Source organism: Bacillus sp. FSL K6-0073, from assembly GCF_038006085.1.
Taxonomy (GTDB): Bacteria; Bacillota; Bacilli; order Bacillales; family Bacillaceae_G; genus Bacillus_A; species Bacillus_A cereus.
The window spans coordinates 23,912-50,463 of record NZ_JBBOUN010000004.1 but is presented as its reverse complement, the minus strand read 5'-3'; the positions used below and the strand labels follow the sequence as shown (position 1 = coordinate 50,463).

The window sequence follows — 26,552 nt, the reverse complement described above, 5'->3', positions numbered from 1 at the left end:
ATTACATGGGGATTTTAAAGGATTGGCTTCATAAACAAACTTTGAAGAATCGACTTATAGAGGTGTTTGTAAAGGCAGGTTTATATGTAGATCATCAAACACGAGGTGGGAAAGTACCCATTTACCCGAAGATACATGATACTTCTTCCTCAAAAGAAAAGGTTCGATACATATTTACCATTCCAAACGGATTAGATCCGAAAACCATTGAAAAGAAGTGGTTTTGCTTTCAACAAATATTAGGGCGTAATGTAGCAATTGAAGGTGATATTAAAAGATTTGTACTTAATGTGTTTCATTCGGATGCTGGGCTACAAGCATACAATTACAGTTATAAGAAGTGGCAGCCATTACTTATACAACATCATCTTCCTGTAATTGTAGGGCGTGACCAATTTGGAAATATGATTACGTATGACATGATTGCTTCAAACACGCCGCATCTTCTAATTGCAGGAGAGACGGGGAGCGGGAAAAGTAGTATGGTACGCGTTGTACTGTCTACACTCATTCAATATATGTCTCCTGATAAATTACATTTGTACCTGGGCGATTTGAAGAATTCCGAATTTCATTTCTTGCGAAGGGTGAAACACGTAAAAGAGGTTTGCATGGAAGAAATAGAAATGAAGATCATGCTGCAGAAAGTGTGGAAGGAAATACGCGAACGTAGAAAATTGATGGAAGAGTATGAAGTAGATCATATTGACGAATACAACAAATTAAATCCTGATAATCAGAAACCATATATCTTACTTGCTATCGACGAAGTGGTCATGTTGCAAGATGAAAAAGAATGTATGTCTATAGTTGAAAAAATATCGGCAGTCGGAAGGGCACTTGGAGTTTTTTTAATGCTAAGTATGCAACGCCCTGATGCAAAAGTGTTGGATGGTAAGTTAAAGCTCAATATGACGGTTAGAATGGGCTTTAAATGTGATAGTACAATTAACAGTAATATTATGGGTACTCCTGGTTCAGAACGCTTGGAGCAATCTGGCCAAATGATATTAAAGTTAAATGGATTAAAGAAAGTACAATCTCCTTTTTTAGAATTAAGTAAAGCCAAGAAGATAGTTGAACCTTATCGTGTTCCGAAAGAGAATATAAAGTTGCAAAACCCACCACAAGAAGAAAATCAATTATTCGGGGTGTTAGATTATGAGGAATAGAGACAAAGCCATACTAAACAATTTGAAACGTTTTAGATGCATGTCTCGTGATGACATTATTGATTTGCATTTTCAAGGATTAAAGAACGCGGTGACATGCTGTAATACAGTGATGAAGCGATTAAGAAGAGATGGTCATGTGGATGCCAATATCTCGCAACAGCCATACATTTACTTTCCTCAATCCAGCACACTTCGCAAAACTAGTCAAAAGATTCCCCACTTTCTTGGCATAGTAGATGTGTATAAACAGCTTATCTATTATGAAAAACCTAAACTGTTTAAAGTGGAGCCAAAGTACGGTAAAGAATTCATGGAACCTGATGCATTTACAATTTGGCGTAGATCTCCATTCTTCATTGAAGTCCAGAGGTCAGTTTACAGCAAAAAAGTTATGCAAGATAAAATAAATAGGTATGAATTATACTTCCACAGTCAGGAATGGCATAACGAATCTTGGCAGCCAAAAGAATCTAAATACTTTCCATCAATACTTATAATTACTGAAAAGTATTATAATATCAGCTCTTTTAGCCTACGTATTTTTCAAGCGTCTTCAATTAGTAATTTCTTGAATAGCCTTGCTGTAAAAGCACAGTAACAGTCCCTAATTAGGTTTTTTCTCTAAAGAGGTTTCTTAATTTACATCTACGTTTATTAGGTCATCATTGACTGAATTAGTTCATATATTATTTTGCCAATGTGAATTCTAATACAGTTTCTGTTATTAATACAAGTAGCAATGCTGTTATCGCGACAATTTCAGTATATACATTCCTTAGTGGTATTTCTATAACACTAAATGGTTAAAAAGCTTTTGTAGTAATAGAAGTATTTTGCGGAATCTATTTCTTAACGATTCGCCTCTCATCAATAACATATGATAATTGATATTAATCAGTATCTTTTATTTGATACAATCGTTTGATTAGGCGTTCTTAAGTAGTGTTTGTTAACTTTCCAGGAACATAGTTACTTTCAGCGCATCGTCTCTTTAGTTACCGAATCAATTCCACATACTTTTGGTAGGAGGAATATTACCTGGGATTTCGAAAAATGTTTACATATCCTTATAACAATAATTGATATTGGATGTTTTCTACCTTAAAAGCTAGTTAGGCGATAAAAATAACATGAATGGACATAATAAGTTTGGTAAATTCATGTATTACTTTTTTAATCCCAGGTATTATATTGCTTATAAAAGGATGTGTTAGAAGTGAGAATTGGAGTAGTTAAAGAGATAAAAAAGGGAGAAGCACGTGTAGGAATGACCCCTGAAAATGTTCGGAAGTTAGTTGAAGAAGGGCATCAAATCTTAGTAGAAAAAGATGCAGGTATTGGATCAGGATATACAAATGATGAATATACAGGCGCAGGTGCAAATTTAGTAGCACAAGGAGAAGCTTGGGAAGTCGATATGGTAGTTAAAGTAAAAGAACCATTACCTGAAGAATATCGTTACTTTAAAAAAGATCTTATAATCTGGGGTTTTTTACATCTGGCTGCGTCGAAAGAGTGTGTCGAAGCACTGAGAAATGCTGGTACTACTGCAATTGCAGGAGAAACAATTAGCGAAGATGGTGTTTTGACATTATTAAAGCCAATGAGTGCAATTGCTGGGCGTCGTGCTGTATTTATGGGAGCATATTATTTAGAAAAACAACATCAAGGAGAAGGGATTTTATTATCAGGTATTGAGGGAATCCCAGCCGGAAAAGTTGTAATCCTAGGTGGAGGGAATGCTGCAACTAATGCCTGTGATATGGCAATTGGAATTGGATGTAGTGTTACAATCCTAGAGGTTAATCAAGAAAGAATTGCATATTTAAGAAAGCAATACGCAACAGAAGAAGTAAATATAATTGAATCTAATACTGAAAATCTAGAGCGAACGATTAAAGAAGCAGATTTATTTATTTCAACAATTTTAATACCAGGATCCCGCCCTCCTAAAATTGTTAAAGAGTATATGGTTCAATCTATGAAGCCAGGAAGTGTGATTGTGGATATTGCAATAGATCAAGGTGGTACGGTAGAGACAGTCGATCATTACACAACTCATGATAATCCTATATTTATTAAACATGATGTAATCCACTATGCAGTACCAAATATGCCTGGTGCTACTCCACGTACTTCTACTATGGCCTTAGCAAATGGAAATATTGAGTATTTACTAGAAATAGCTAAAAATGGATTAGAGAATGCAATCCAAAATAAACCGGCTTTAGCGACGGGGATAAATATTTACAAGGGTACGATAACTTATGAGAATTTAGGTGCAACACTAGAGTTAGATTATAAGCCATTGAAAGAAGTGTTAATATGAGTAATGAAATTTTACCACTCAACATTGGGAATATAAAAAAAGCACAAAAAATTTTAGATGGAAATGCTAGAAAAACGCCTTTGGTTAAATCTTTCTATTTAACCAGTAAAACCGGTGGAGAAATTTATTTGAAGTTAGAAAATATGCAGTTAACGGGTTCATTCAAGTTTCGTGGTGCATTTAATAAAATTTCCCAACTAACAAATGAAGAAAAAGAACGTGGTGTAATCGCTTGTTCAGCTGGAAATCATGCACAGGGTGTTGCATTATCTTCTCATTTACTTAAAATTAAAAGCAAAATTGTGATGCCAACCTCTGCACCGCAAGCTAAAGTGGATGCGACGAGAGGATATGGTTCTGAAGTTATTTTATACGGTGATACATTTGATGATGCAAAAGCAAAATGTGAAGAGATTATAAAAGAAACAGGCGAAACATACCTACATCCATATGATGATGTAGAAGTAATGGCTGGCCAAGGGACAATTGGGTTAGATATTCTGGATGATATGTGGGATGTTGATACTGTTATTGTACCTATTGGTGGAGGAGGAATTATTTCAGGGATTACTGTAGCACTGAAATCATTTAATCCCTCCATTAATATTATTGGAGTTCAAGCTGAAAACGTACACGGTATGAAAGCTTCTTATGATGCTGGAGAAATTGTATCACATTATAAAGCTCCAACAATAGCGGATGGTTGTGCAGTTAAAATCCCTGGAAATTTAACCTTTGAAATTGTAAAAAACCTAGTAGATGAAATTGTAACTGTATCGGAAGAAGAATTAGAAGTAGCGATGAAAGACTTATTGCAACGCGGAAAGGCTGTTGTAGAAGGTGCGGGAGCGTTAGCCACAGCCGCTCTTCTGGCAGGAAAAGTTGATAAATATGTACAGGGTAAAAAAGTAGTAGCGGTTATTTCAGGTGGCAATGTAGATTTAAAACGTATTTCAAGTGTATGTGAGCATTTCTTTGTTGCCAATGAAGTAAAATAATGATTGAGGAATGTATATAATAAGTTGATATTGCTAAAAAAGAGCTAGGATGAAACATCTTAGTTCTTTTTTGTAATATCAGGATAATATTGAGACAGAGTTTGTTTAAAAACAAACTCTTATACAAGGGGTACAGCCAAATGCCCATCAAGCTAAAAATAGATTTTCTATGAAATTCCATTTTTTTAGTTTTGCCACTATTACCGTTTTTGCTTCGTTATCAGATAAGCTCAAATTTCTTCCTCATCTTAAAGTGGAACAAATTTATTACTTAAATTGTCTATTTAGTACACTTTTTAAATATGAATATATTTCTTAAAGTGGCTTCAATAATTTTAAGTAAATCAACAGGAGAATTGAAAGGCAGGAGAAAGTAGCATGTCAGAAAATTATCGTTCTCGAGAGGAGCGACGACAAGTTAAAAAGAAAAAACAGCCTGCTGCTAAGAAACAAAAAGCAAAAGGTAAAACATCGTTTTTTCGTAAGTTTTTAGTTAGTTGTTTATTACTTGGTATTGTGGGGTTAGTCGCAGGAGTTGCTACCTTTTTCGTTATGATCAAAGATGCTCCAAAACTTGAGAAAGCAAAACTTGTTAATCCGTTATCCTCAAAAATTTATGATAAAGATGGTAAATTGATATATGAATATGGAAAAGAAAAACGAACGAATATTATGTATGATCAGATTCCTAAGTTAGTAGAAAATGCGTTTTTAGCAACAGAAGATGCACGTTTTTACGAGCACAGTGGCGTAGACTATAAAGGTACTGCACGTGCAGCCTTAGTCAGCCTAAAAGGGGATTACGGTTCTCAAGGTGGAAGTACGATTACACAGCAAGTTATTAAAAATTACTTCTTATCAATGGAAAAAACGTCAAAGAGAAAGGCGCAAGAAATATATTTAGCGTATAAGCTAGAACAACAGTATTCAAAACATGAAATTTTAGAAATGTATTTAAATAAAGTTTACTTAGGTAACCGTTCATACGGAATCGCAACAGCAGTCCAAAATTACTATGGTAAGGAATTAAAAGATTTAACACTACCAGAAGTTGCAATGCTTGCTGGTTTAATGAAAGCTCCTAATAACTATGATCCAACAAAAGAACAAAATATCAAAAAAGCAACAGAAAGAAGAAATGTTGTACTTAAATTAATGAATCGACATGGTTATATTACAAAAAAAGAAATGGAAGAAGCATCAAAAGTTCCAGTAACAGAAGGACTTAAGAAAGCAACTGAACAAAAAGAAATGCCCTATCCAGCTTTTATGGATGCGGTTGTGAAAGAAGTTGAAAAAGAGTTGCCGGATGTTAATATAGGATCTGACGGTTTAGAAATTTATACAACATTAAATCCAAAGGCGCAGGATTTTGCGGACAAACTTTTAAATAAAGATATTATTAATTATCCAAATGAGAAATTCCAAGGGGCTTTCACATTTATGGATACAAAAACAGGAGAAGTGCGTGCAATTGGTAGTGGACGTGGTGAAAATAAAGCTGTTTTTAAAGGACATAATATTGCAATTGAATTAAATCGCTCAGCAGGTTCAACGATGAAACCAATTTTTGATTACGCTCCTGCAATTGAATATTTAAAATGGGCTACTTACCATCAAATTGATGACTCTCCATTTAAGTACTCAACAACGGGACAAGAAGTTAGAAATGCTGATAGAAAGCATTTAGGACTAATTACAATGCGTGATGCATTGAAGACGTCCCGAAATATCCCGGCAATAAAAACTGCAAAAGAAGTAGGAATTAATAGATCAAAAGGTTTCTCTGAAAAGCTAGGTATTACATTTAATGTAGCACCGACCGAATCAACAGCGATTGGTACAAATGAAGCGTCACCGACTGAAATTGCAGGTGCTTATGCGGCATTTGGTAATGATGGTAAGTATACGAGGCCACATTTTGTTAAGAAAGTCATTTATTCAGATGGTAAATCAAAAAGCTTTGAGCCAAAGCCAAAACGAGTTATGAAGGATTCTACAGCATATATGATTACTGATATGCTTCGTACTTTTGTTTCATCCGGTTTGGGTACAACAGCTAATATAGGTTATTTAGATATAGCGGGTAAAACAGGGACAACAAACTATTCTTTAGAACAAATAGCACAATATAATCTACCAGAAAGTGCAACTCGTGATAGTTGGTTTGCTGGTTATACACCACAATATACGATGGCAGTATGGACAGGATATACAAAGGATAGTAAAGATGATTATATTAGTAGTAAAAATACGAAAATATCTCAATTGATTTTTAAAGAAATGATGAGTAAGTTTGCTACAGATAAGTCACAATTTAAAATGCCGAACAGTGTAGTTCAAGAAGGTAGCGAATTACGTATTAAAGGTGAGAAGCATGATTCTCCTCCAAATACGAAAATAGTAAATACGACTGAACAGCCGAGTGAAAATACGCAAAAAGAAAAGCAAAAGAAATTAGAAGAGCAAAAGCAAAATGAACCCAACAATTGGAGTGACCAAGGAAATACACCACCGCCAAACAATGGTAGTAATCGAGGAAATACACCGCCACCAAACGATGGTAGTAATCGAGGAAATACACCACCACCAAAAAGTGGTAGTGACCAGGGAAATACACCACCATCAAACAATGGTAATGGCCAAGGAAATACATCACCGCCAAAAAGTGGTAGTGACCAGGGAAATACACCGCCACCAAAAAGTGGTAGTCACCAAGGAAATACACCGCCACCAAAAAGTGGTAGTGACCAGGGGAATACACCACCATCAAACAATGGTAATGGCCAAGGAAATACACCATCACCAAACAATGGGGATAACCATGGAACGCCACCACCAAGTAATGATGGGAATACAGGAGGGGAATCAGCTAATAATGGATAATAAGTAATCATATAATCAAAAAAACGCTATTCTCTTTGTAGAAAAATACAGTGGTCTGACCCCATTTGGTGAGACAAAGAAAAAACACCGAGATAACATGTTTCCTATAAGCTATAGGTGACATATTATCTAATTTTCTCTGAATCCGTTCATTATTATAGTAGTGGATGTATTCATCCACAGTTTGTATTATACTAGCATTATTCGATTGTTTTATATTTTGCGCATAGAATCCTTCGGATTTCAAATGAGAATGAAAAGATTCTATGAGGGCATTATCATGGCAGTTTCCTGTACGAGACATGCTTGTGATAATGCCTTTTTCTGTGGCATATGTTTGAAATTGTTTTGATGTATACACCTTTCCTTGATCCGAATGTAAAATCGTATCAATCACATTTCGCTTTCTTAAAGCCTCTTTTAGAGTATCTAATACAAGAGAAACATCCTGTGTCTCAGCTATTTTATAACTTACAATTTCATTGTTAAACCCATCTATAATAGATGAAAAATAAAGAGTCTTATTGCCGAACATCAAATACGTGATATCAGTGAACCATTTTTCATTAGGCTTGGTAGCTTTAAATCTCCGTTGTATTCGATTTTTAGCTACCACTGGTTCATGACCGAGCACAAATATCTTTTTCTTTTTTCTAACCCGAGATAATACGTTGTATTTTCTCATGATACGCAATACTTTTTTATGATTCATTACGATGTTAAATTGATCACGTAGACAAGCTGTAACCCGACGATATCCATACCGATATTTATGATGTTGACATATTTCTATTACGGTTTTTTCTTCATGATTAGTTACTGTTTTCTCCTGCTTTTTCCAAAGATAATAAGTAGCACGTGAAATATTAAATATGGAACACAGTTCTGCAATTGTAAAAATTGATTGCCATTCCTTTATCATTTTCATTATTTCTTCTTTTCCTCCCACCTCCTTAAGATTTCTTGGCACTTCTCCAGCAATATAATTTTTGCCTTTAAATAACGTATTTCTAATTCTTTTTGTTCAAGTTCTGTTAACCTTTTTAAGCCTTTTCCATGTGCAGATTGTCTTCCAATAGACTGTTCAAACCGATAGGTTTCGCCTTCACGATACCATTTCATCCAAGTTTTAATTTGAGCCACATGTTTAATTCCTAAGGCATCCATAATTTCTTTGTTTTTGAATCCTTGGTGTTTCATTTCAACTACTTTCCACTTTATTTCGGCGGGATAATGCGTCTTTTTCCCCATAAGAAAACACCTCCATTAAAATCATAACTGATACTTACGATTTAGAGAGGTGTTTTTTTTCGTCTCATTCTAAGGGTTCACTCCAATAGGAAAGGATGGCGTTTTTTTAACACTTGGGGGTAAAGAAAATTCTTAAGTTGATGGATATGTGGTGATACCCCACATCGCTATCAAGTTAAGATTTTGCACTACCTATAAAGCGAAAAAGACGTTATCGTTTCTGTAGAATTATAGGGGAGGAGGGTGTTTTTTATGAACCTTTCAGTTTTTGACGAACTTCAACCGGTTGCTGAAGAATTGCAACGACATATGTCGCCTCATGCACTAGAACACCTAGCCAAAGAAAAAGGATTCGTTCAGCGAAAGAGTAAATATCAAGCACAGGAGTTAGTTGCTTTATGTGTATGGCTTAGTCAACAGGTTGCAAGTACATCACTCACACAATTATGTAGCTGTCTTGAAGCATCTACAGGTGTTCTTATCAGTCCTGAAGGACTTAACCAACGATTTAATGCTTCCGCAATACAGTTTCTTGAACAAGTGCTAGCTAACCTTCTAACTCAAAGAGTTCATTCAATAAAAGAAATAATTCATCAATATACCACGACCTTTAAGCACATTCAGATTCTAGATTCTACGACATTCCAGCTTCCAGATAAGTTTTCTCCACATTATCAAGGTTCAGGTGGAAGTAGCCATACGGCAGGAGTTAAAATTCAATTGGAGTATGACTTGTTGAGTGGAAAGTTTCTGCACGTTTATATAGGAGAAGGAAGAGAAAATGATAAAACCTTTGGTTCAACAAGCCTACAAACCGTTCAATCAAAAGGCTTGTACATAAGAGATTTAGGCTATTTCGACTTACATGACTTACAGAAGATCCATGATAAAGAAGCTTACTATATCTCACGTTTGAAATTAAATTCTCGAATCTATCGTAAGAATGATAAGCCAGAATATTTTCGAAATGGGATTGTGAAGAAAGGAACACTCTATATTCAGTTAGATATGGAAGAACTCATGAATCAATTGCTCCCTGGTCAAACAGTGGAGATTTCAGAGGCATACATTGGACAGTATCAAAAATTACCAGCTCGTGTTATTATTCATCGATTAACAAAAGAGCAAACAGAGAAGAGATTGAAGGAACAAGCTAAAAAAGAAAAAAAGAAAGGTATTACCTACAAAGAACGAAGTAAACGATTGAGTGGAATCAACGTGTATATTACGAATCTTTCTGCAGAAAATGTTCCAACGGAACATATCCATGACTTGTATTCATTACGATGGCAAATTGAAATTTTGTTCAAAACATGGAAATCTTTCTTTCAAATTGACAAGTGTAAGGAAATCAAGAAGGAACGTTTAGAATGCCATTTATATGGGCAACTCATTAGTATTTTACTCTGTTCATCGACGATGTTCAAAATGCGTCAGTTACTCTTGGATAAGAAAAAGAAGGAGCTAAGTGAATACAAATCCATCTATATGATAAAGAATTATTATCTATTGTTTTATGAAGGATTAAAGAAAGGCATCCATGAATTATTAAAAGTTTTACTGCGTTTGTTTTGTCTTTTAGAGAAAAACGGGAGAAAATCTCATCGGTACAGGAAGAAAACAGTTTTTGATATCTTAGGTGTCGTATACGACTTTACTATGTCTCACAATCATGTAGCATAATCAAAAAAATGAAACCCGATAGGGTTTATTTCGTATGCAAATTTTTAAAGAACTTACACTGGACCTTTAGAAAAAAGAAAAAATCTCACGTAAAATTAAACTTATATAATCTTAGCTTGATGGGCATGTGGCGCTCCCCCTAGTAGTTAAAATTTCATTGTGTTTGCAGCTAGTTTTAAAAGGTACCCACTTGGTTGTTGTCTGTATGTGAAAATGGATACTAAATAAACTTTCCCCGTAGATAATTCAATATATTACACTATAAAATAAGTTCCTACTTTCATGTCTTTTTACACTTTTCGTGAAAAGACAACGTTATTTCACTCACGCTATCTTTGGGGTCTGTGTAGCAATGGAACCAAATCACGCAATAAACATTAGCGGACATGAAGGGGTACGGCAACGATTCAAAGAATGACCCGCCAATTAGTACAGAGTACAGAAACATCTAAAATAAAAATAACAAGCAATAATAGTGATGTTACGATTTTTGATGCTTAAGATATGGATTCATACAAATCTATTAGTATTTTGGTTGTGAGCATTTTAGAGAGTAATTAAGCAGAATGAACTAATTTGACTCAATGACTTGTTTTTTATTCAAATCAAGAGCTAATTAAATGAAAAAACAAACAAAACTGAAAATGGCATAAAAAGAAGGTTTTGTTATAATAGCAGATGGTATATATCTGGAGGTGAAAAAATTGGGTGCTTATTTATTCCCGATTAAGACAGCGATAATTACATTTCCAATCGCTGGTTTTATTTTATTAATTCCTTTTTTAATTTGGCAGTATCGGAAGCATGGGTATATTAATTATTTACGTATGTTTGTTTTGTACTCTTTATTATTATTTTCAATGACGGCTTATTATTTAATTATTTTACCGTTCCCAGCAACGTTTGATACGTGTAGTATGCAACGTCCAGGAACACAGCATTATCAAATAACACCTTTTACTTCAATTATGGACATCTTTAGAGAAACAAAGGTGAATTTTGCGAACCTGATGTCATACATTGGTATTTTGAAAGAGCGTGCATTTTTACAAGTGGCATTTAACTTTCTTTTATTGTTACCATTAGGCGTTTATTTACGATATTATTTCCGTCGTAACTTGTTACAAACAGTTATTATTACATTTTTTGTTTCCTTATTTTTCGAAATTACACAATTAACTGGATTTTATGGATTCTATAATTGTCCATATCGTTTGTTCGATGTTGACGATTTATTCTTAAACACGCTTGGTGGATTTGCTGGATATATGATTGCACCAATATTTACTTATTTCCTACCAGATGTACATGCGATGGATGAAAAAGTTGATTTTGAAAATAAACCAGTTCGTATGACACGACGTTTCGTTGCTCTTTGGATGGATTGGTTTGTTATTGGTATTGTGACTTCTTTAATATTTAATGTTAAAGTTTCCATAGCATTTATATTTAACCCTTCCGAGAAATTGGACGAGCTTTTATTTGTATTCGTTTGGATATTCGTTTATTTTATTCTTTTTCCTTATTTTACGAATGGGAAAACAATTGGAAAATGGATTCTTCATATTAGGGTAAGAGGGCAAGGCGAAAGACTTACTTTCGTTGAATTATGTAAACGCTACGGTCTGTTATACTATGGAATTGGTGGTATCAATTATATATTAATTGCTGCTAGGGTATTGAACGAGAAATTAGAGATCATTTTCCTTTTACTATTCTTTATTTTCAATGGCTTAATCTTATTGCATTTTGCACTGCACATTTTCAAGAGAGATAAACGTTTATTCTACGAGAAAATGAGTAGAACATATAATGTGATAACCTTTAAAAAGAATAAATAAAAAAGGCTAGGATTTCTCCTAGCGCTCAACGTATGGAAAGTTAAAAATTTGCATCTTGATTATATAACTTTTGCGAAACAAATGATGCGAATGACAGTAATCTTAACAAGTGTTTTACGTTGTATCCATCAGATGTTTGGATTAGCAAAAGAAGAAGGGTTCCTATCGGAACCCTTCTTCAGAGTGTTGAGAAACCCTTTAGGGTTTCCAACACTCTGGCATCTTTTAAATTTTATTTAACGAAAACAATAATAAAATGATAGAAACTAAAAAAATAGCCCTTCACCTAACCAAAAAGGGTCAGGTGAAGGGCTATTTTTTTCATATTTTGACAGGTTGCTGTGAGGTATGCTTGCATTTGGACATACTTCAGCCCACGAAATCGAGCGTATCGATAGCTATGTAGTTCTTTGGCGTCCGCAAAGCTTCGCTCTATAGTCGAACAGCGTACTCTAAGAGCTTTTTTAACATCTCATTCTCCGCTTCTAATCGTTTAATCTTAGCCTCTGAATCTTCGGTGGCCTACCTAAACCTGGCCCTTTTGCTTTCCCGCGTTTTTCCTCTAGTCCCTTGATACCTTCAGTTTCAAAGTGTTTCACCCAACGACTTGCAACTGAGTGATGAATGCCCAATTCTTTCGCAATAGTTTTATAGCTCATGCCTTCTTTTAAGTATAAATCTACTGCTTTTTTCTTAAATTCTACATCGTAAGTGACTCTAATTTTACCAATAGAAAAATCTCCTCCACAGTAAACAGGTTAATGTGCTTTCTTTTTCTTGTCTACTATAAGGGGATCATATCATATAATGAAGCCTTGTCTTTTTTTATAATTAATAAAAATAAATTATTTCAATAAGAATTAGAATGAAAAGTTGGATGCACAGAAATACCACGGTCTTTCAGAATTTCAGAGACATCATGATAACTTAAAGAAAAACGACAGTAGTAACCGACGTCTACCAAAATAATATCTTTCTTGAACTGTTCTCCTTTAAAATATTGACTTGTGATTCTACTCACTTCTTTTTTCTAGTTTGTAAATAGGTTTAAGAAACTTTGTAACAGAATCAAAATGAGTGTATGTTTTTTAGATAAACTTAAATACCCAGCCATTTAATAGGAGAGTTTTATGTTTATATCATACATTCAATAGGTTTTTTATAGCTTACAAAATTGTAAGATTAGACTACATTTGTTGTAAGAGTATATTTTTTTATAGTTGTTATAATAGTCGTATAGCACCAGCACCGAAAGAACATACAAAGAAGGAGAGAATAAAATATGAAGAAAAGATTTTGTATATTAATAATGGCCATGGTATTTAGTATTGGATTAGTTGGTTGTGAACAATGGGATCGTTATAGTCCTTTTGCAAGTAAAACAGATGTTTATGGAATGGTAACAACGGAACCTGAATTAGACTCTAAAGCAAAAGAGAACGATGTTGTAGCTTATGACTATAATTTAAATGGTTATGATAAAGATTTAAACAAGGTTGAATTAGGGTTTGGTTCACCTGTGAAACACCCAATTGGCACTTATATTAAAGCAGTGAAAAAGGGAAGCGATACAAGAATGCATGATGTAAAAGTTGTCAAGAAAGAAGATGTTCCGAAAAATATAGTAAATAAATTAAATGAAAGTCAAAAATAGCTTTTATCAAGAAGACACAGCAATTTTGCTGTGTCTTTTTATGCAAAGTGATTTAGATTAGATGGAACGATATACTACTATTTGTGCAAAAACTTGTGCAGCCTAAAATAATAAAGAATTTTTAATTCCCAATGTAGACTACAGAATTTGCTCAAACTTAAATTTAAAATCATTACTGGTAAATATTTATGTATTACAAAAATGTAAGAGAACTGTAATGTTAGTTGATTGCAGATTCTGTTGAAAAGATGCAAAATGGGTTAAACAAGCTAAACTTTGGAGGATAAAATAATGAGCAAATCAGTTGTAGACGTAAAGAACGTCCAAAAAGTGTATGGCAAAAAAGGTGAAAGTCAATCTCATGCATTAAAAGGTGTTTCATTTTCCATTCGTGAAGGTGAATTTGTTGGAATTATGGGACCATCAGGTTCAGGCAAAACAACGTTATTAAATGTCATTTCAACATTAGATAACTTAACGGGTGGTAGTGTTGAAATTGCAGGTACAGATATTACAAAAATGAAGCAAGGAGAACTTTCTGATTTCCGTTCGCAAAAATTAGGATTCATCTTCCAAGACTTCAACTTATTAGAAAACTTAACGGTTTATGAAAATATTGCTCTACCACTTTCGCTTCAAGGTGTTTCATCGCGTAAAATTGGACCAAAAGTAGAAAAGGTAGCAGAAATGTTAGGAATTTCAGCAATCCTACAAAAATATCCATCTGAAATATCTGGTGGACAAAAACAACGTTCTGCTGCAGCGCGTGCACTTGTTCATGAGCCAGCAATTATTTTAGGTGACGAACCAACAGGATCACTAGATTCTAAAAATGCAACCAGTCTTTTAGATGCAATGACAAACTTAAATGAAGAACAAGATGTTTCTATTATGATGGTGACACATGATCCATTTAGTGCAAGCTACTGCCAACGTATTTTATTCATTAAAGACGGAGAGCTATATAAGGAACTTCATCGTACGACTAATCGTGAACTATTCTATAAAGAAATTTTAAATGTACTGGCAGACTTAGGGACACAAAAAGCTTAACAACGGAGGTAAACACATGTTATTCAAACTATCTATGTCAGGTCTAAGAAGTAAGCTGAAAGATTATATTGTCTTACTTGTTGGCCTTATTATGTCGATTTCTATTTTTTATATGTTCGAAACTTTAGCACTAAATGAAGCATTTCTTAAATCGAATTCTCCAATTGGAGCTATCGGATTCATCTTTCATGCAGGTACAGCCTTATTAACGATTCTCACTTTCTTCTATATTTTGTATGCAAATTCTTTCTTACTATCGCTCCGCCAAAAAGAATTCGGTATGTATATGATGTTAGGAGCAAAAAAACATAAAGTGACAACTCTTATGTTTATGGAAACCATTGTATTAGGGCTCGTGTCTCTTATAATCGGGATTACGATTGGTATAGGACTATCTAAAGGGGTGGGGCAGTTATTAATGAAACAGCTTGATTTTACTGCCAGTGGTTATCAAGCACTTTATGCTCCATCAGTAAAAATTACTTGTCTTTTCTTTTTTGTATTATTTGTTCTTTCAGCGATTATGAATAGTATTAAATTATCACGTATTTCGGTCCTGCAACTTGTACATGGAGGTTCTAAAACAGAACGCGTGTCTATAGGAGGAGCGAAAACGGCAGTTATTGCAGTTTTATCCATTATTTTGTTAGCAATTGGTTATGCTTCAATGATTTATATGGATAAACTAAAGCAAAATGGAATTATCATAGCACTAATCACAGTCACATCCGGAACGTACATGTTATTTGGAACATTCCTACCACTCATTATTAGAAGATTAAAGAGTAATAAAAAATGTAGTGAAAAAAGACTGAATGCCTTTACTTTCGCACAGTTAAGCTTCCGTATTAATAGTTTAACGAAAGTACTTGCGACAGTAGCAATGTTAGTAGCGCTTGGAGCGGGTGCGATTTCAGCTGGTATGGCATTTAAGAATGACGTTACGTTTAAAACAGATGGTTTTAACGCTTATGATGTAGTTATTCATAATCCAAACGCTGAAGAAAAGAAAATTTTAGGTGGTATTACATTTAAAGAGAAAAATGAATATCGTTACAAAACAGATGATAAATTTGTTTACTATTTAAAAGAAGACTTAGAGAGGAATCGTCCGCTAGTACGAGACGGGAAAGGACTAGAAAATGCAGGTAAATTCAAACGTATTTCCGAAGAACTTCCAATAGGAGCTGTTTCAGGAACCAATGTAGAACAAGGGCCTGATGTAAAAGAGATGCCACAAATGTGGAATGAGGGATTTCGTACAATAGAGCCTGGTTATATTAACCCAAATCATACCATTAAAATTGTCAATCAAAAGATGTATGATAACCTAAAAGGTATAGAGGGAATCGTGTTACTTGGAAAATCAAATGATTTTATAACATATAAAAAAGAATGGAAAAAAATTGATGAGTTGCAGTTAGTCAAATATAAAAATGTGAAAGAGAACTCTCTAGAGAGTAAGTACAATTATTATACCCTAATTGACGGTATGTTCACCGGAATTGTATTTATGGGTTTCTTCTTAGGCATAGCGTTCTTAGCAATGATGGCAAGTTGTTTAATGTTTAAAGTTTTATCTGGGGCATCAAACGATATTACGCGTTACCAAATGCTTCGAAAAATTGGTGTTCGCCAAGAGTTATTAACGAAATCAATTTATAAAGAATTATTCTTAGTATTCTTATTCCCTGCAATCGTTGGTATCACTCATGTATTAGTTGGTATGAACATCTTCTCATACTTTTTAGTTAATCCGTATTTCCGTATTTGGTTACCCATTATTATTTTCATAGTCATTTACGCGATATACTACTTCATTACTGTTCAATTATATAAAGGTATTGTTCTTCCAAAAAAAGATTAAGGTTTGAAATTGAATCTGTCCAAAAGGCTATTTAAATGATGCGCCTTTTGGACAGATTTTTGTCATTATAGATAATAATCAATTATAAAATTAAGCATGGTTAGAAGAATGGAGAAAACTAAAATAAAACTTACCACATTTAAATGACGCTTACGATTTATTACAACGAGTGCAATATATTCCCGAATCATTGCATTTGGCCAATAATAGAAGGCTGTTTTCGATCCAATTCCTTGACTACTTAGTCCGGCTTGTTTTGCGTATAATCCAGCACGGAATAGATGGAAATTATTTGTTGTAAATATGCTATTATATTTGCTTTTTAGCGTATCCATAATTTGTTTTGAGAACAGCATGTTTTCATACGTATTAACAGAACGGTTTTCCTGAATGGTATGTTCAATTGGAATTCCTTTTTCAATGGCATATTTTTGCATTGCTTCTGCTTCCGGAAGGTTTTCATCGGGGCCTTGTCCACCAGAGAAAATGATTGTTGGTGGCGAACCGACAGACATCTGTTTCCAATAAAAATCAATTGCTTTATTTATTCTGCTTGCTAAAAGTGGTGGTACTTTATCATTAATTAATCCGCTACCTAGGACGATAATAAAGTCTTGGTTGTATTTTGGTTTGTTAAATTGATACAAAAAGTAAGATGTTAAAAAAGTTAATACGTGGATAAAGAAATATAAGCATATTAAATAAATACCACCAAAAATCGGGCCGAAGTTCGAAGGGATAAATCGTTCTGGATCAACTATTGAAAGGACTAGGTATAATAAAATAAAACTACCCAAAATTAAAGTTAAAGAATTGGAAAAGCGCCTGCCTTCTTTTTTTCTTAAAACTCTTGCATTGAGAAAAAGTCCTATCATTAAAAAGAATGCACCAAAGGTTATCATTAGCCCAATGATTACAAGTGGTACAAGTGCGATAATTCTCCAAATTATATGTTCGAAAGAGAAACCTATGTACACAGTAAGAATAAGAAATGAGCAAAAAAACAGATTGAAGAGAAAACCAATAAGTAAACTTCTGGGATCTCTTAAATAAAAGAATAGAAAAATAGCGAATAAAGCAAGAGTAATAATTAATAAAAATAACATTTTTTGTATACACCTCAATATATAGAAAAATAGAAAATAGATGACTTTTTGTAAATAAATACAGATTTTATTGTACATTAATGGATGCTATAAGGCAAAAGACCTCTAGTCTTATGCTGGAGACCTTTTACAGACGGAGCCTATATGTGTTAGGGACAAATACAGGTAGAATTTTGATGTAAATATATAATACTTCACGAAGGGGGATCCGATTTGATCAATCATTTTTCAAAATGGATTCTGTTGAAAAATTTTAAAAATGAGGCTAAACTCTAAAAAAGTGTAAGGGAATCGTATATGCGATATGGTTCTGATGCAAAGATTTCTAAACTGAGATGGCCTATAAGGGGTAGCACCCCATCGCTATCAAGCTAAGCTTATACAAAGTCAATTTTAGGCGAGATTGTTCCTTTTTCTAAAGGGCAAGTGTAGGTGATTGAAAGATTTGCATACGAAATAAACCCTAACGGGTTTCACTTTTTTGAATTAAGCGGCTTGATTGTCCGACATAGTACAATTATAAACGACACCTAATATATCAAAAACTGTTTTCTTCTCATACCTATGGAATTTTCGCCCGTTTTGCTGTAGGAGATTGAACAGGCGAAGTAATACCTTTGATAGCTCTTGGGTGTTTTTTTGTATAGTTTGGAATAGAAGAAGGAAATAGTCTTTAATCATATATATGGCCTTATATTCACTCAGTTCTCGTTTCTTTTTCATAAGAAGTAATTGCCGCATTTGAAACATGGTAGAAGAACAAAGTAGAATGGCAATCAGTTGCCCATACAAATGGCATTCCAATCGTTCTCGTTTTATCTTTTTACAATGATGAATATGAAAGAATGATTTCCATGTTTTAAATAAAATCTCGATTTGCCAACGTAAAGAATACCAATCATGTACTTGTCCCATTGGGACAATATCTATAGGGGTATTTGTCATATATACATTGATACCGCTAAGTCGTTTACTACGAGCAGAATACTTCATTCCTTTCTTTTTTTCTCTTACCGTTTGATCGTGTAATCGTTTTTGTTGTTGTTCTTTTGTTAGTCGATGAACAATCACACGAGTTGGTACTTTATCAGTCATTCCTACATAAGCGTTGGATATTTCATATGTTTGTCCTGGCTGAAGAGAGTTCATTAAAACCTCCATATCTATTTGGATATACTCTGTACCCTTCTTAATTCTGCCATCTTGAAAATAATCAGGGTTTGGATTTTTTTGATAAATACGTGTATTCGATTTAATACGTGAGATATAATAGGCCTTTTTATCTTGTATATGTTGAAGATCTTTCAAATGAAAATAACCTAAATCTCGGATACATAAATCATTCGCTGTTACAGTTGGGGCACACAGGGAACCGTAGGTTCGATCATGTTGTTTACCTGGACCTGTATGAATATGAAGGAATTGTCCACTTAATAAATCATACTCAAGCTGTATCTTTACTCCCGCTGTATGGCTGCATCCTCCCGCACCAGGATAAACCGATGAAAATATATCCGGGAGTTGAAATGCAGTTGAATCTAAAATACGAATACGCTTGAAAACAGAAGTGTATGGAGAAGAAATCGGCATAGATGCGGCCAATTTTTTGCTTAGTAGTTCGGCTAGTAGGTGTTGTAAAAGTTGGACGGCCGCCTTATTAAACCGTTGATTCAGTCCCTCAGGACTGATGAGTACTTCTGTTGATGCTTCTAAACAGCTAGATAACTGAGTTAAAGAAGTCATAGCTACATTTTGGCTCACCCATACACATAAAGCTACTAAATCTTTTGCTTGGTACTTACTGGTTCGTTGTACAAAGCCAACATCTCTAGCAATATCTCGTAAGGCATTTGGAGATAGGGCACTTTGAATCTCTTGAGCAAATAGTTGTAATTCGTTAGACACAGAAACAGACATAAAAAACGCCATCCTTTCCTATGATTCTACAGAAAGAATAGCGTATTTTTTCATTTTAGGGGGCATTTCTTTTTATTAGCTTGATAGCGATGTGGCGGTACCCCTATGACGGTGACAGTATCAAGTCATTATGCGAAACAGATGGAAATGGAAACGTCCTTCGTCACTATGTATACTCAATAGACGGTGTACGTCTCGCAATGAAATCACAAGGAACAGACGTTATTCTATCACTATAGCCCACGTGGTGATGTAGTAGCGATAACAGATGTATACGGACAAGTAGTCGCAAACTATGAACACGATGCATGGGGCAATGTTTTAAAGATTGACACAAAAGGTATTGCAGCAGAAGTGAGGGAATTTACAGGAAAAATCTAAATAGTCTGCGAATGGGATTAATTATTTAATCAAATCTATTCAACAAGATACTCATGATACAGTTCGTGTCATGCAAAAAGAAGAACAAAAAGCAGCAGAAGGATAAGAGGAGGCCCACAAAGCGGATCAAACATTCTCATCTATTATGAGAGATATTGATAAAATTATAAGTCAAATTCAAGAAGTCTCTGCAGCAACAGAAAAGATGTCTGGCGGCACAGAAGAAGCAAATGCGTCTTTTTCACTAATAACTGATACTGCAAACACGAGTAGAAAGAGAAACATCTCAAACAGTACAATCAATTCAATCACAAGCAGTTTCAATTCAAGAAATTTCAAATCAATTCAACAAGATGAAAGAAAAGGTGAATGCATTAACAAAATTGCTTTGAAAATTTATTATTGAAGAGAAAACAAACGAGAATTAAAATATATCATAATAAAAGTTGTGAAATAAATTTCTGTTTTGTTTATTTTTTCTGAATAATACATATTGACAAAACGACAGCGTCAATATAGAATTGGTTTTGTTCACCGGTGAACATTTTGTAAGATTTTTGTTTAGTATCATTTATATTAATTATTTTTAACATCAAGATATTCTATCTTTTTTGCATATAGTTTGAAATATTATTGGTTATTTAAAATCAATAAAACGATTTATATTGATAAAATTATTTAAAGGGATGATTTTATGACAAATGCTATAGCGGTAAGAAATGTACGAAAGTTTAGTTCTCACCCCTTATCTACTAATTGTGCTGAAATATTAAAACGTAGTAAGCATGCAATAATAGGTATTAGTCCGTTTAATAGTAGATTTTCTGATGAATATATTAATAAACTCATTGAATGGGCATTACATACTTTTGATGATGTTAGTGTTTTATTAGCTGGAAAAGAAGCTGCAAATTTACTTGAGGCTCTAGGAACACCAAAAGGTAAAGCGGAAAGAAAAGTTAGAAAAGAAGTATCTCGAAATAGAAGATCAGCTGAAAAAGCACTAAAAGAGCATGGGGGTAATGTAAATGCTATCCATACTTTTTCTGATTTTAGTGACAATTATGCATATAACAGCATGAGAGCAGAAGCGGAACATATCTTTGTAAACGAAACTCATTTTCGAAATGCTTGTTTAGAAATGTCACACGCTGCCATTCTAGGTAGGGCAAGGGGTACCAATATAGATATTGATCAAATTTCAAATGACATGCTAAATATTGCAGTAGAATATGTCATTGCAGAACTTCCATTTTTCATTGGAGGAGCTGAAATTTTGGGAACTCAAGAAACTGTACTTATTTATCATAAACCATGGGAACTTGGTGAACAGATAGTTAGAAATGATTTTTCTATCAAGATGAAACCAAATCAAGGATATTTGATGGTTCAAGAAACGGAAGATTTATCTTAATAAATATAAAGTATCCAATACAAGGGGGAAGTAATATGTCAAATACAGTGCAAACGGTAAATATATTATCAGAAGAATTTCAAGAAGATCCATATAAGTATTTTTCATACCTACGTCAGAATGACCCAGTGCATTATGAACCTGAGATTGATAGTTATTTTATTAGCAGATATCAAGATGTTCGTAATATATTAAATGATACTGATACATTCACAACAAAATCATTAGCTGAACGTGCTGAACCAGTAATGCGTGGGCCAGTATTAGCACAAATGCGTGGAAAAGAGCATGTAGCTAAAAGAAAAATTGTTTTAAGAAGTTTTATGGGAGATGCTTTACAAAAATTAATGCCCTTAATTAAAAAGAATGCAGAAGATTTACTATCTCCACACCTTCCAAATGGAAAGATAGATTTAATTAATGATTTTGGCAGAACATTTGCTGTTTATGTAACAATGGATATGATTGGATTAGATAAGAAAGATCATAAGAAGATAGGTGAATGGCATAGCGGTGTAGCTGAATTTATTACCAGTATAAATCAACCACCGGAGGCAAGAAAACATTCTCTCTGGTGTAGTGAACAGTTAGCTAATTATTTAGAACCGATTATTAAAGAGCGGCGGTTAAACCCGCAGGAAGATTTAATTTCTAAATTATGCAGCGCTAAATATGAAGGCATAGCTATGACTGATACTGATATTCTAGCATTAATTTTAAATATACTATTAGCTGCAACAGAACCTGGTGATAAGACTCTTGCTTTATTAACCTATAATTTAATTAACCAACCGAAACAATTGCAAGATGTATTAAATGATCGTTCATTAGTACCCTTGGCTATTGCGGAAACTTTACGTTATAATCCACCAGTGCAATTGATTCCTCGTCAATTAGCAAAAGACACGGAAATAAGTGATATCCAATTATCAAAAGGAACTACTGTATTCTGTATGATTGGTGCGGCAAATCGTGACCCTAACGCATTTGAAAGACCTGATGAATTCAACATTTATCGTCCGGATCTTGATATTAAAAAGGCATTTAGTGGTGCTGCAAGACATCTTGCATTTGGATCAGGTATTCATAATTGCGTAGGGGCAGCGTTTGCAAAATCAGAAATTGAAATAGTTGTAAATGTAGTCTTAGATAATATGGAAAACATTAAATTGGAAGAAGATTTTCAATATGTTGAAAAAGGACTTTATACACGTGGACCTATTTCTATGCCTATTCTTTTTGATAAGTTAGTTTAAAAATCATTGCTATTTTGATTGTTAATAAAATCCGATTTTTGCTAAGGGGCTAAAAGCCCCTTAGTTTTTCTATTTTTATGGAAAGGTTAAACATATATATTTTTTAAGCTGAAATAACAAAACATTAAATACATTTTTTCCAAGCTTCTAAAAAATTAGTTACAACTTGTAACTCGGAATCATTAAATTGTTGGAATAACTCATTGTAACGTTCATGTGCAATTTTGTGTAACCTCTTATGAACAATAGCTAACTGAATTCCTTTATCAGTTAAAGTATAAAAGATTTCCTTTTTATTTTCTGCATTTTGATGCGTCAATAAAATTTTATCATCTATAAGAACGTGAATAGCTTTAGAAATAGTTGCTTTAGAAATATTTAATTCCATAGATAATAGAGTGTTATTCATTTGTTGTTTACTCTCATGAATTACCGAAACTATATGTAGTTGCGTCAGAGTCCAATTTTTATTTATGTTCTCAGATTCACTAACTAATTCTTTTATCATTTCTTGAGATGCATATTTTTTCTTTTCTCTTGTTATGACAAAGTCTTCAATAGCTTTTAAGGTTTGTTTATGGACCAAATTTGTCATAATAATTTCCCCTATCTAAAATTATTATTTACCAGTTAACAATATAAAGTTTACCAGTAAACAATAATTAGGTCAACAATTTAAAAAAGGACTTTTATGCATTGGAACTAATTCTTTAATATAATAGGGCTTTATTAGGTTAAATTATGAAAAATAGATATATTAAAGGTGTTTACATAATTAGTTAAATTCCAACTTAGCAATTGACAATTGCTAAGTGAAGATATAAAATCAAAATAGTTTACCGGTAAACAAAAAGAATAAAATAGATAAAGAAGGGTAGAAGCATTTAAATGAATAAGGGAATAAAACAGAAATTTTACGATAATTATCTACATTTGTTACACCTCAATGAACAAAAGGCAGATAAGGATATTGAGACTTTTTTTAAGCAAGCAAAAATGGATGAAATAGAACATGTACCGACAAATATGACAAGTATACACGTAATTGCCTGTATTGGTGAGAATCAACCAATAAATAATATTACAATTGCAAGGAAAATGAATTTATCTAAAGCGAATATCACAAAAATTAACACCAAATTAATAAAAGAAAATTTAATCACTCGTTTTCAGTCAATTGATAATAAAAAGGAGGTATATTATCAACTGACTCCGGCAGGACAATCACTTTGTGAATTACATCAGAAAATTCATGACCAGAAAGAAAATGAATTTTATCAGTTCGTTGATTCATTTTCTGAAATTGAACAAAGTGCAATATTGAAGTTTTTACAAAATATAAACAATAAAATGTTGGGGAAATAAAGTTATTATAATTTAAATAAATTAGCTAATTATTAATAATTTTTTAGGAGGGATAGCATGAACCGTGTTAAATCAAGTGCTTCTTTTCTTTTATATTTGTTGTGTATTAGTGCTTTTTTCGCTTCTTTAAACCAAAATATATACTCTCCAATAATCCCCATAATCCGGGATTCATTCCAAGTATCTATAACAATGGTTAACCTTTCGGTTTCCATATTTATTTTTATTACGGCAATTATGCAAATTGTTTTTGGTTCTATAATTGATTTTAAAGGTGCTAGGACTATTCTTATTCCGAGTATTATTTTAACAATTATAGCGAGTATTGGTTGTGCAATTACAAGTAACTTTACAGTGTTTTTAATATGTAGAATTTTACAGGCTGTAGGGACAGCTGCAATACCACTTATTGCGGCAACTACAATTGGTACTGTATTTCAAGGAGAACAAAGAGGAAGTGCAATGGGTACATATCAAACCATGTTATCCATTGCCCCTGCTGTTGCACCTGTGTTAGGAGGTTTTATTGGGGAAAAATATAATTACCCAGGTGTTTTCTGGCTACTTGTAGTAGTATCTATAATTTTATTTATTACTAATTGGTTATATTTCCCTGGAGATCGTAAGGGGAGTAAAAAAGAAATGAGTGGAAAAACACTTATATCTCACTATGCTTCTATATTTAAGAGCAAAGTGGGAAGCTCCATATTAATATTAAGTTTCTTTGCATTTTTCCTTTATTTCTCCTTCATTGTTTACTTACCAATTTTATTAACAGATCATTATCAATTAAGTTTACAAGTAGTGGGTTTACTTTACTTACCAATGGCTATAAGTTTAATAATTGGCAGTATGACCTTTAAAAAAATTCAATCAAAAATTTCACAAAAAAATCTTTTTATAACTGGAAATGTAGTCTTAGCTTTAAGCGTAATATTATTTGCTGTGACACACTCGAATACTTTAATTGGTGTAACAGTTGCTTTAATTCTCCACGGAATATCAATTGGTATCCTCACTCCTTTATTCGCTACTATGATTGCAAATGAATTTGAACATAATAGAGGAAGTGCAATGGGAATGTTTAATTTTATTAGATATATGGGAATGGCTGTCGGACCCATTGTTTCGGGATTATTATTAGCACATTTCAAGCCTACAGTTGTATTTGCTCTATTTGGCGGATTTTTTATTTTTCTCTCTTTTTGCATGCTTATAAGGATTAGTAAGAGATCTATTAAAATCGTGCAAAAACAAGAAAATATAAAATAAGAAAATGATTTATTATAAAGAATTAATAGCATATAAACTTTATAGTTAAAACATTATTCATAATAATATTATGGTAAGCTAATAAATGATCTTGTTCATAATAAAAGGTGTAATACATTATTTCTTTTTAATTTTGAATAAGGTAATTAGAAATTTCAATAAGAGAAATTAGATTTAGTAAAGTAATAAAGAAGGTTTAGAAAGGTTTTATCGTAAAAAGACAATCAAGTTATTTAATTTTAAAACCTAAAACAAGCATAACCCCGTTCTAATTTTAGAACGGGGTTAAAATATAGTTGTTTAATTTACGATATAAGATATTTCACTGTACTTAAAAATATAACAATATAGTTGTTTAAAAATCTATTTTTTGCTCAACAATAGCGCCCTTTTATTGAATAATTGGTTAAAGTTTTATTTGGAAATTAATTAAAGACAGTGGTTCTCTAGGATAATACTAAGCATAAATAATATTGTAAGTCGGTTTGACAACTCCACTAGGGTACTGTTTCATGTCCACTAACTTCAACTTAAGACGCGGCTTTACACTTCCGAATAAAGAAATACCTTCACCGACTATAATTGGATTAACCTTCAATACCAATTGATCAATAAGTTTATGTTTAATCAACGACCCAGCTAATTCTCCGCCCCCACATAGCCATATTTTACCGTTCCCTTGCTTTTTCAGATTCTTAATATATTTTATAGCATCACCTTTAATAAGTTCAACCTCTTCGTTTGACTCAAACTGCATGGAGTTGGAAAATATGTAATGTTTTATGCCCTTATAGCCAGGTTCACCTGGTTTAGCACCGAATTGAAATCCAAACTCATATGTTTTTCCACCCATCAATACGGCATCGTATTGATGAATATCTGATAAAAAGTCTGGGACATGATCTCCATCAAATAAAAAGCTAGAATTATTAATATTTCAATCAATCATACCTTGATCTGCAATAAAGTTATCTAGTGAAACTGCAACATGATAAATCAATTCGGCCATTCAGTTATCCCTCCTGTAAAATGAATCACCTAATTAATTCCATAAAACTGATTTTATTTCCTTTTCTTATTAAACAAGCTGTCCCGGTTAAATCA

At 33.2% G+C, this 26,552-nt stretch carries 18 protein-coding genes and 6 pseudogenes; 16 read left to right on the top strand and 8 right to left on the bottom strand.

Translation table 11 applies throughout. The features are described 5' to 3' along the window. The first annotated feature begins 5 nt into the window (after positions 1 to 5). The 6 genes from MHB52_RS34385 to MHB52_RS34360 all read left to right on the top strand — a co-directional run bounded on the left by MHB52_RS34385 (position 6) and on the right by MHB52_RS34360 (position 7,388). Positions 6 to 1,172, top strand: a complete 1,167-nt coding sequence (locus MHB52_RS34385; RefSeq protein ID WP_061663231.1) for an FtsK/SpoIIIE domain-containing protein — start codon at positions 6 to 8, stop codon at positions 1,170 to 1,172. Continuing rightward, the gene (locus tag MHB52_RS34380; RefSeq protein WP_061663230.1) at positions 1,162 to 1,773 is read left to right on the top strand and encodes a replication-relaxation family protein; all 612 of its coding nucleotides are present in this window, start codon (positions 1,162 to 1,164) and stop codon (positions 1,771 to 1,773) included. The genes MHB52_RS34385 and MHB52_RS34380 overlap by 11 nt, the downstream gene beginning before the upstream one ends. 101 nt (positions 1,774 to 1,874) lie before the next feature. After that, positions 1,875 to 1,982: a hypothetical protein gene (locus MHB52_RS34375; protein ID WP_371399578.1), complete on the top strand. Its 108-nt coding sequence runs from the start codon at positions 1,875 to 1,877 to the stop codon at positions 1,980 to 1,982. Between the two features lie 409 nt (positions 1,983 to 2,391). Continuing rightward, entirely contained in the window at positions 2,392 to 3,504 is a 1,113-nt protein-coding gene (gene ald, locus MHB52_RS34370) for an alanine dehydrogenase (RefSeq protein WP_098133421.1), read from the top strand. Further along, complete coding sequence (gene tdcB / locus MHB52_RS34365) at positions 3,501 to 4,502, top strand: bifunctional threonine ammonia-lyase/L-serine ammonia-lyase TdcB (protein WP_061663430.1); 1,002 nt, start codon at positions 3,501 to 3,503, stop codon at positions 4,500 to 4,502. The genes ald and tdcB overlap by 4 nt, the downstream gene beginning before the upstream one ends. A gap of 378 nt (positions 4,503 to 4,880) precedes the next feature. Beyond that, positions 4,881 to 7,388, top strand: coding sequence for a PBP1A family penicillin-binding protein (locus tag MHB52_RS34360; RefSeq protein ID WP_061663431.1), 2,508 nt, complete (start codon positions 4,881 to 4,883; stop codon positions 7,386 to 7,388). Positions 7,389 to 7,479: 91 nt separating this feature from the next. Here the strand turns inward: MHB52_RS34360 and MHB52_RS34355 are convergent. After that, positions 7,480 to 8,639 (bottom strand): annotated as a pseudogene (locus tag MHB52_RS34355) (IS3 family transposase); the annotation flags it as partial. A 252-nt stretch (positions 8,640 to 8,891) separates the two neighbouring features. On the opposite strand from MHB52_RS34355, the gene MHB52_RS34350 reads away from it, so the two are divergent. Together MHB52_RS34350 and MHB52_RS34345 are read left to right on the top strand one after the other, a co-directional pair. Further along, entirely contained in the window at positions 8,892 to 10,322 is a 1,431-nt protein-coding gene (locus MHB52_RS34350; protein WP_061663169.1) for an IS4 family transposase, read from the top strand. 704 nt (positions 10,323 to 11,026) lie between these two features. Then, positions 11,027 to 12,163 carry a VanZ family protein gene (locus MHB52_RS34345; protein ID WP_061663170.1) on the top strand — a complete coding sequence of 379 codons (1,137 nt, stop codon included), beginning with the start codon at positions 11,027 to 11,029 and terminating at the stop codon, positions 12,161 to 12,163. Positions 12,164 to 12,449: 286 nt separating this feature from the next. Here the strand turns inward: MHB52_RS34345 and MHB52_RS34340 are convergent. The 3 pseudogenes from MHB52_RS34340 to MHB52_RS34330 all read right to left on the bottom strand — a co-directional run. Then, positions 12,450 to 12,629: pseudogene (locus tag MHB52_RS34340) on the bottom strand (transposase); the annotation flags it as partial. Continuing rightward, positions 12,596 to 12,894: pseudogene (locus MHB52_RS36915) on the bottom strand (transposase). The pseudogenes MHB52_RS36915 and MHB52_RS34340, both read right to left, overlap by 34 nt. 140 nt (positions 12,895 to 13,034) lie before the next feature. Then, positions 13,035 to 13,175, bottom strand: a pseudogene (locus tag MHB52_RS34330) (IS6 family transposase); the annotation flags it as partial. Between the two features lie 270 nt (positions 13,176 to 13,445). On the opposite strand from MHB52_RS34330, the gene MHB52_RS34325 reads away from it, so the two are divergent. The 3 genes from MHB52_RS34325 to MHB52_RS34315 all read left to right on the top strand — a co-directional run bounded on the left by MHB52_RS34325 (position 13,446) and on the right by MHB52_RS34315 (position 16,737). After that, on the top strand, positions 13,446 to 13,817 hold the full coding sequence (locus MHB52_RS34325; protein ID WP_061663171.1) for a YxeA family protein: 372 nt from the start codon (positions 13,446 to 13,448) through the stop codon (positions 13,815 to 13,817). A 291-nt stretch (positions 13,818 to 14,108) separates the two neighbouring features. Beyond that, positions 14,109 to 14,870, top strand: coding sequence for an ABC transporter ATP-binding protein (locus MHB52_RS34320; protein WP_061663172.1), 762 nt, complete (start codon positions 14,109 to 14,111; stop codon positions 14,868 to 14,870). Between the two features lie 16 nt (positions 14,871 to 14,886). Beyond that, the gene (locus MHB52_RS34315) at positions 14,887 to 16,737 is read left to right on the top strand and encodes an FtsX-like permease family protein (protein WP_061663173.1); all 1,851 of its coding nucleotides are present in this window, start codon (positions 14,887 to 14,889) and stop codon (positions 16,735 to 16,737) included. Between the two features lie 65 nt (positions 16,738 to 16,802). Here the strand turns inward: MHB52_RS34315 and MHB52_RS34310 are convergent, their stop codons facing one another. After that, positions 16,803 to 17,843, bottom strand: coding sequence for a YdcF family protein (locus MHB52_RS34310; RefSeq protein WP_061663174.1), 1,041 nt, complete (start codon positions 17,841 to 17,843; stop codon positions 16,803 to 16,805). Between the two features lie 486 nt (positions 17,844 to 18,329). After that, on the bottom strand, positions 18,330 to 19,760 hold the full coding sequence (locus MHB52_RS34305) for an IS4 family transposase (protein WP_061663672.1): 1,431 nt from the start codon (positions 19,758 to 19,760) through the stop codon (positions 18,330 to 18,332). Positions 19,761 to 19,855: 95 nt separating this feature from the next. On the opposite strand from MHB52_RS34305, the pseudogene MHB52_RS36910 reads away from it, so the two are divergent. The 3 genes and pseudogenes from MHB52_RS36910 to MHB52_RS34290 all read left to right on the top strand — a co-directional run. Further along, positions 19,856 to 20,533, top strand: a pseudogene (locus MHB52_RS36910) (methyl-accepting chemotaxis protein); the annotation flags it as partial. Between the two features lie 302 nt (positions 20,534 to 20,835). Continuing rightward, complete coding sequence (locus tag MHB52_RS34295; protein ID WP_061663212.1) at positions 20,836 to 21,555, top strand: tRNA-dependent cyclodipeptide synthase; 720 nt, start codon at positions 20,836 to 20,838, stop codon at positions 21,553 to 21,555. Between the two features lie 35 nt (positions 21,556 to 21,590). Beyond that, positions 21,591 to 22,811 carry a cytochrome P450, cyclodipeptide synthase-associated gene (locus MHB52_RS34290; protein WP_061663213.1) on the top strand — a complete coding sequence of 407 codons (1,221 nt, stop codon included), beginning with the start codon at positions 21,591 to 21,593 and terminating at the stop codon, positions 22,809 to 22,811. A 124-nt stretch (positions 22,812 to 22,935) separates the two neighbouring features. Here the strand turns inward: MHB52_RS34290 and MHB52_RS34285 are convergent, their stop codons facing one another. Then, positions 22,936 to 23,406 carry a MarR family transcriptional regulator gene (locus tag MHB52_RS34285; protein WP_061663214.1) on the bottom strand — a complete coding sequence of 157 codons (471 nt, stop codon included), beginning with the start codon at positions 23,404 to 23,406 and terminating at the stop codon, positions 22,936 to 22,938. A 293-nt stretch (positions 23,407 to 23,699) separates the two neighbouring features. Here MHB52_RS34285 and MHB52_RS34280 point away from each other — a divergent pair, with 293 nt between their 5' ends. Both MHB52_RS34280 and MHB52_RS34275 read left to right on the top strand, forming a co-directional pair. Next, complete coding sequence (locus MHB52_RS34280; protein ID WP_061663215.1) at positions 23,700 to 24,176, top strand: MarR family transcriptional regulator; 477 nt, start codon at positions 23,700 to 23,702, stop codon at positions 24,174 to 24,176. A 57-nt stretch (positions 24,177 to 24,233) separates the two neighbouring features. Continuing rightward, positions 24,234 to 25,448 carry an MFS transporter gene (locus MHB52_RS34275; RefSeq protein WP_061663216.1) on the top strand — a complete coding sequence of 405 codons (1,215 nt, stop codon included), beginning with the start codon at positions 24,234 to 24,236 and terminating at the stop codon, positions 25,446 to 25,448. 457 nt (positions 25,449 to 25,905) lie between these two features. Here the strand turns inward: MHB52_RS34275 and MHB52_RS34270 are convergent. After that, positions 25,906 to 26,457: pseudogene (locus MHB52_RS34270) on the bottom strand (dihydrofolate reductase family protein). Between the last annotated feature and the right edge of the window lie 95 nt (positions 26,458 to 26,552).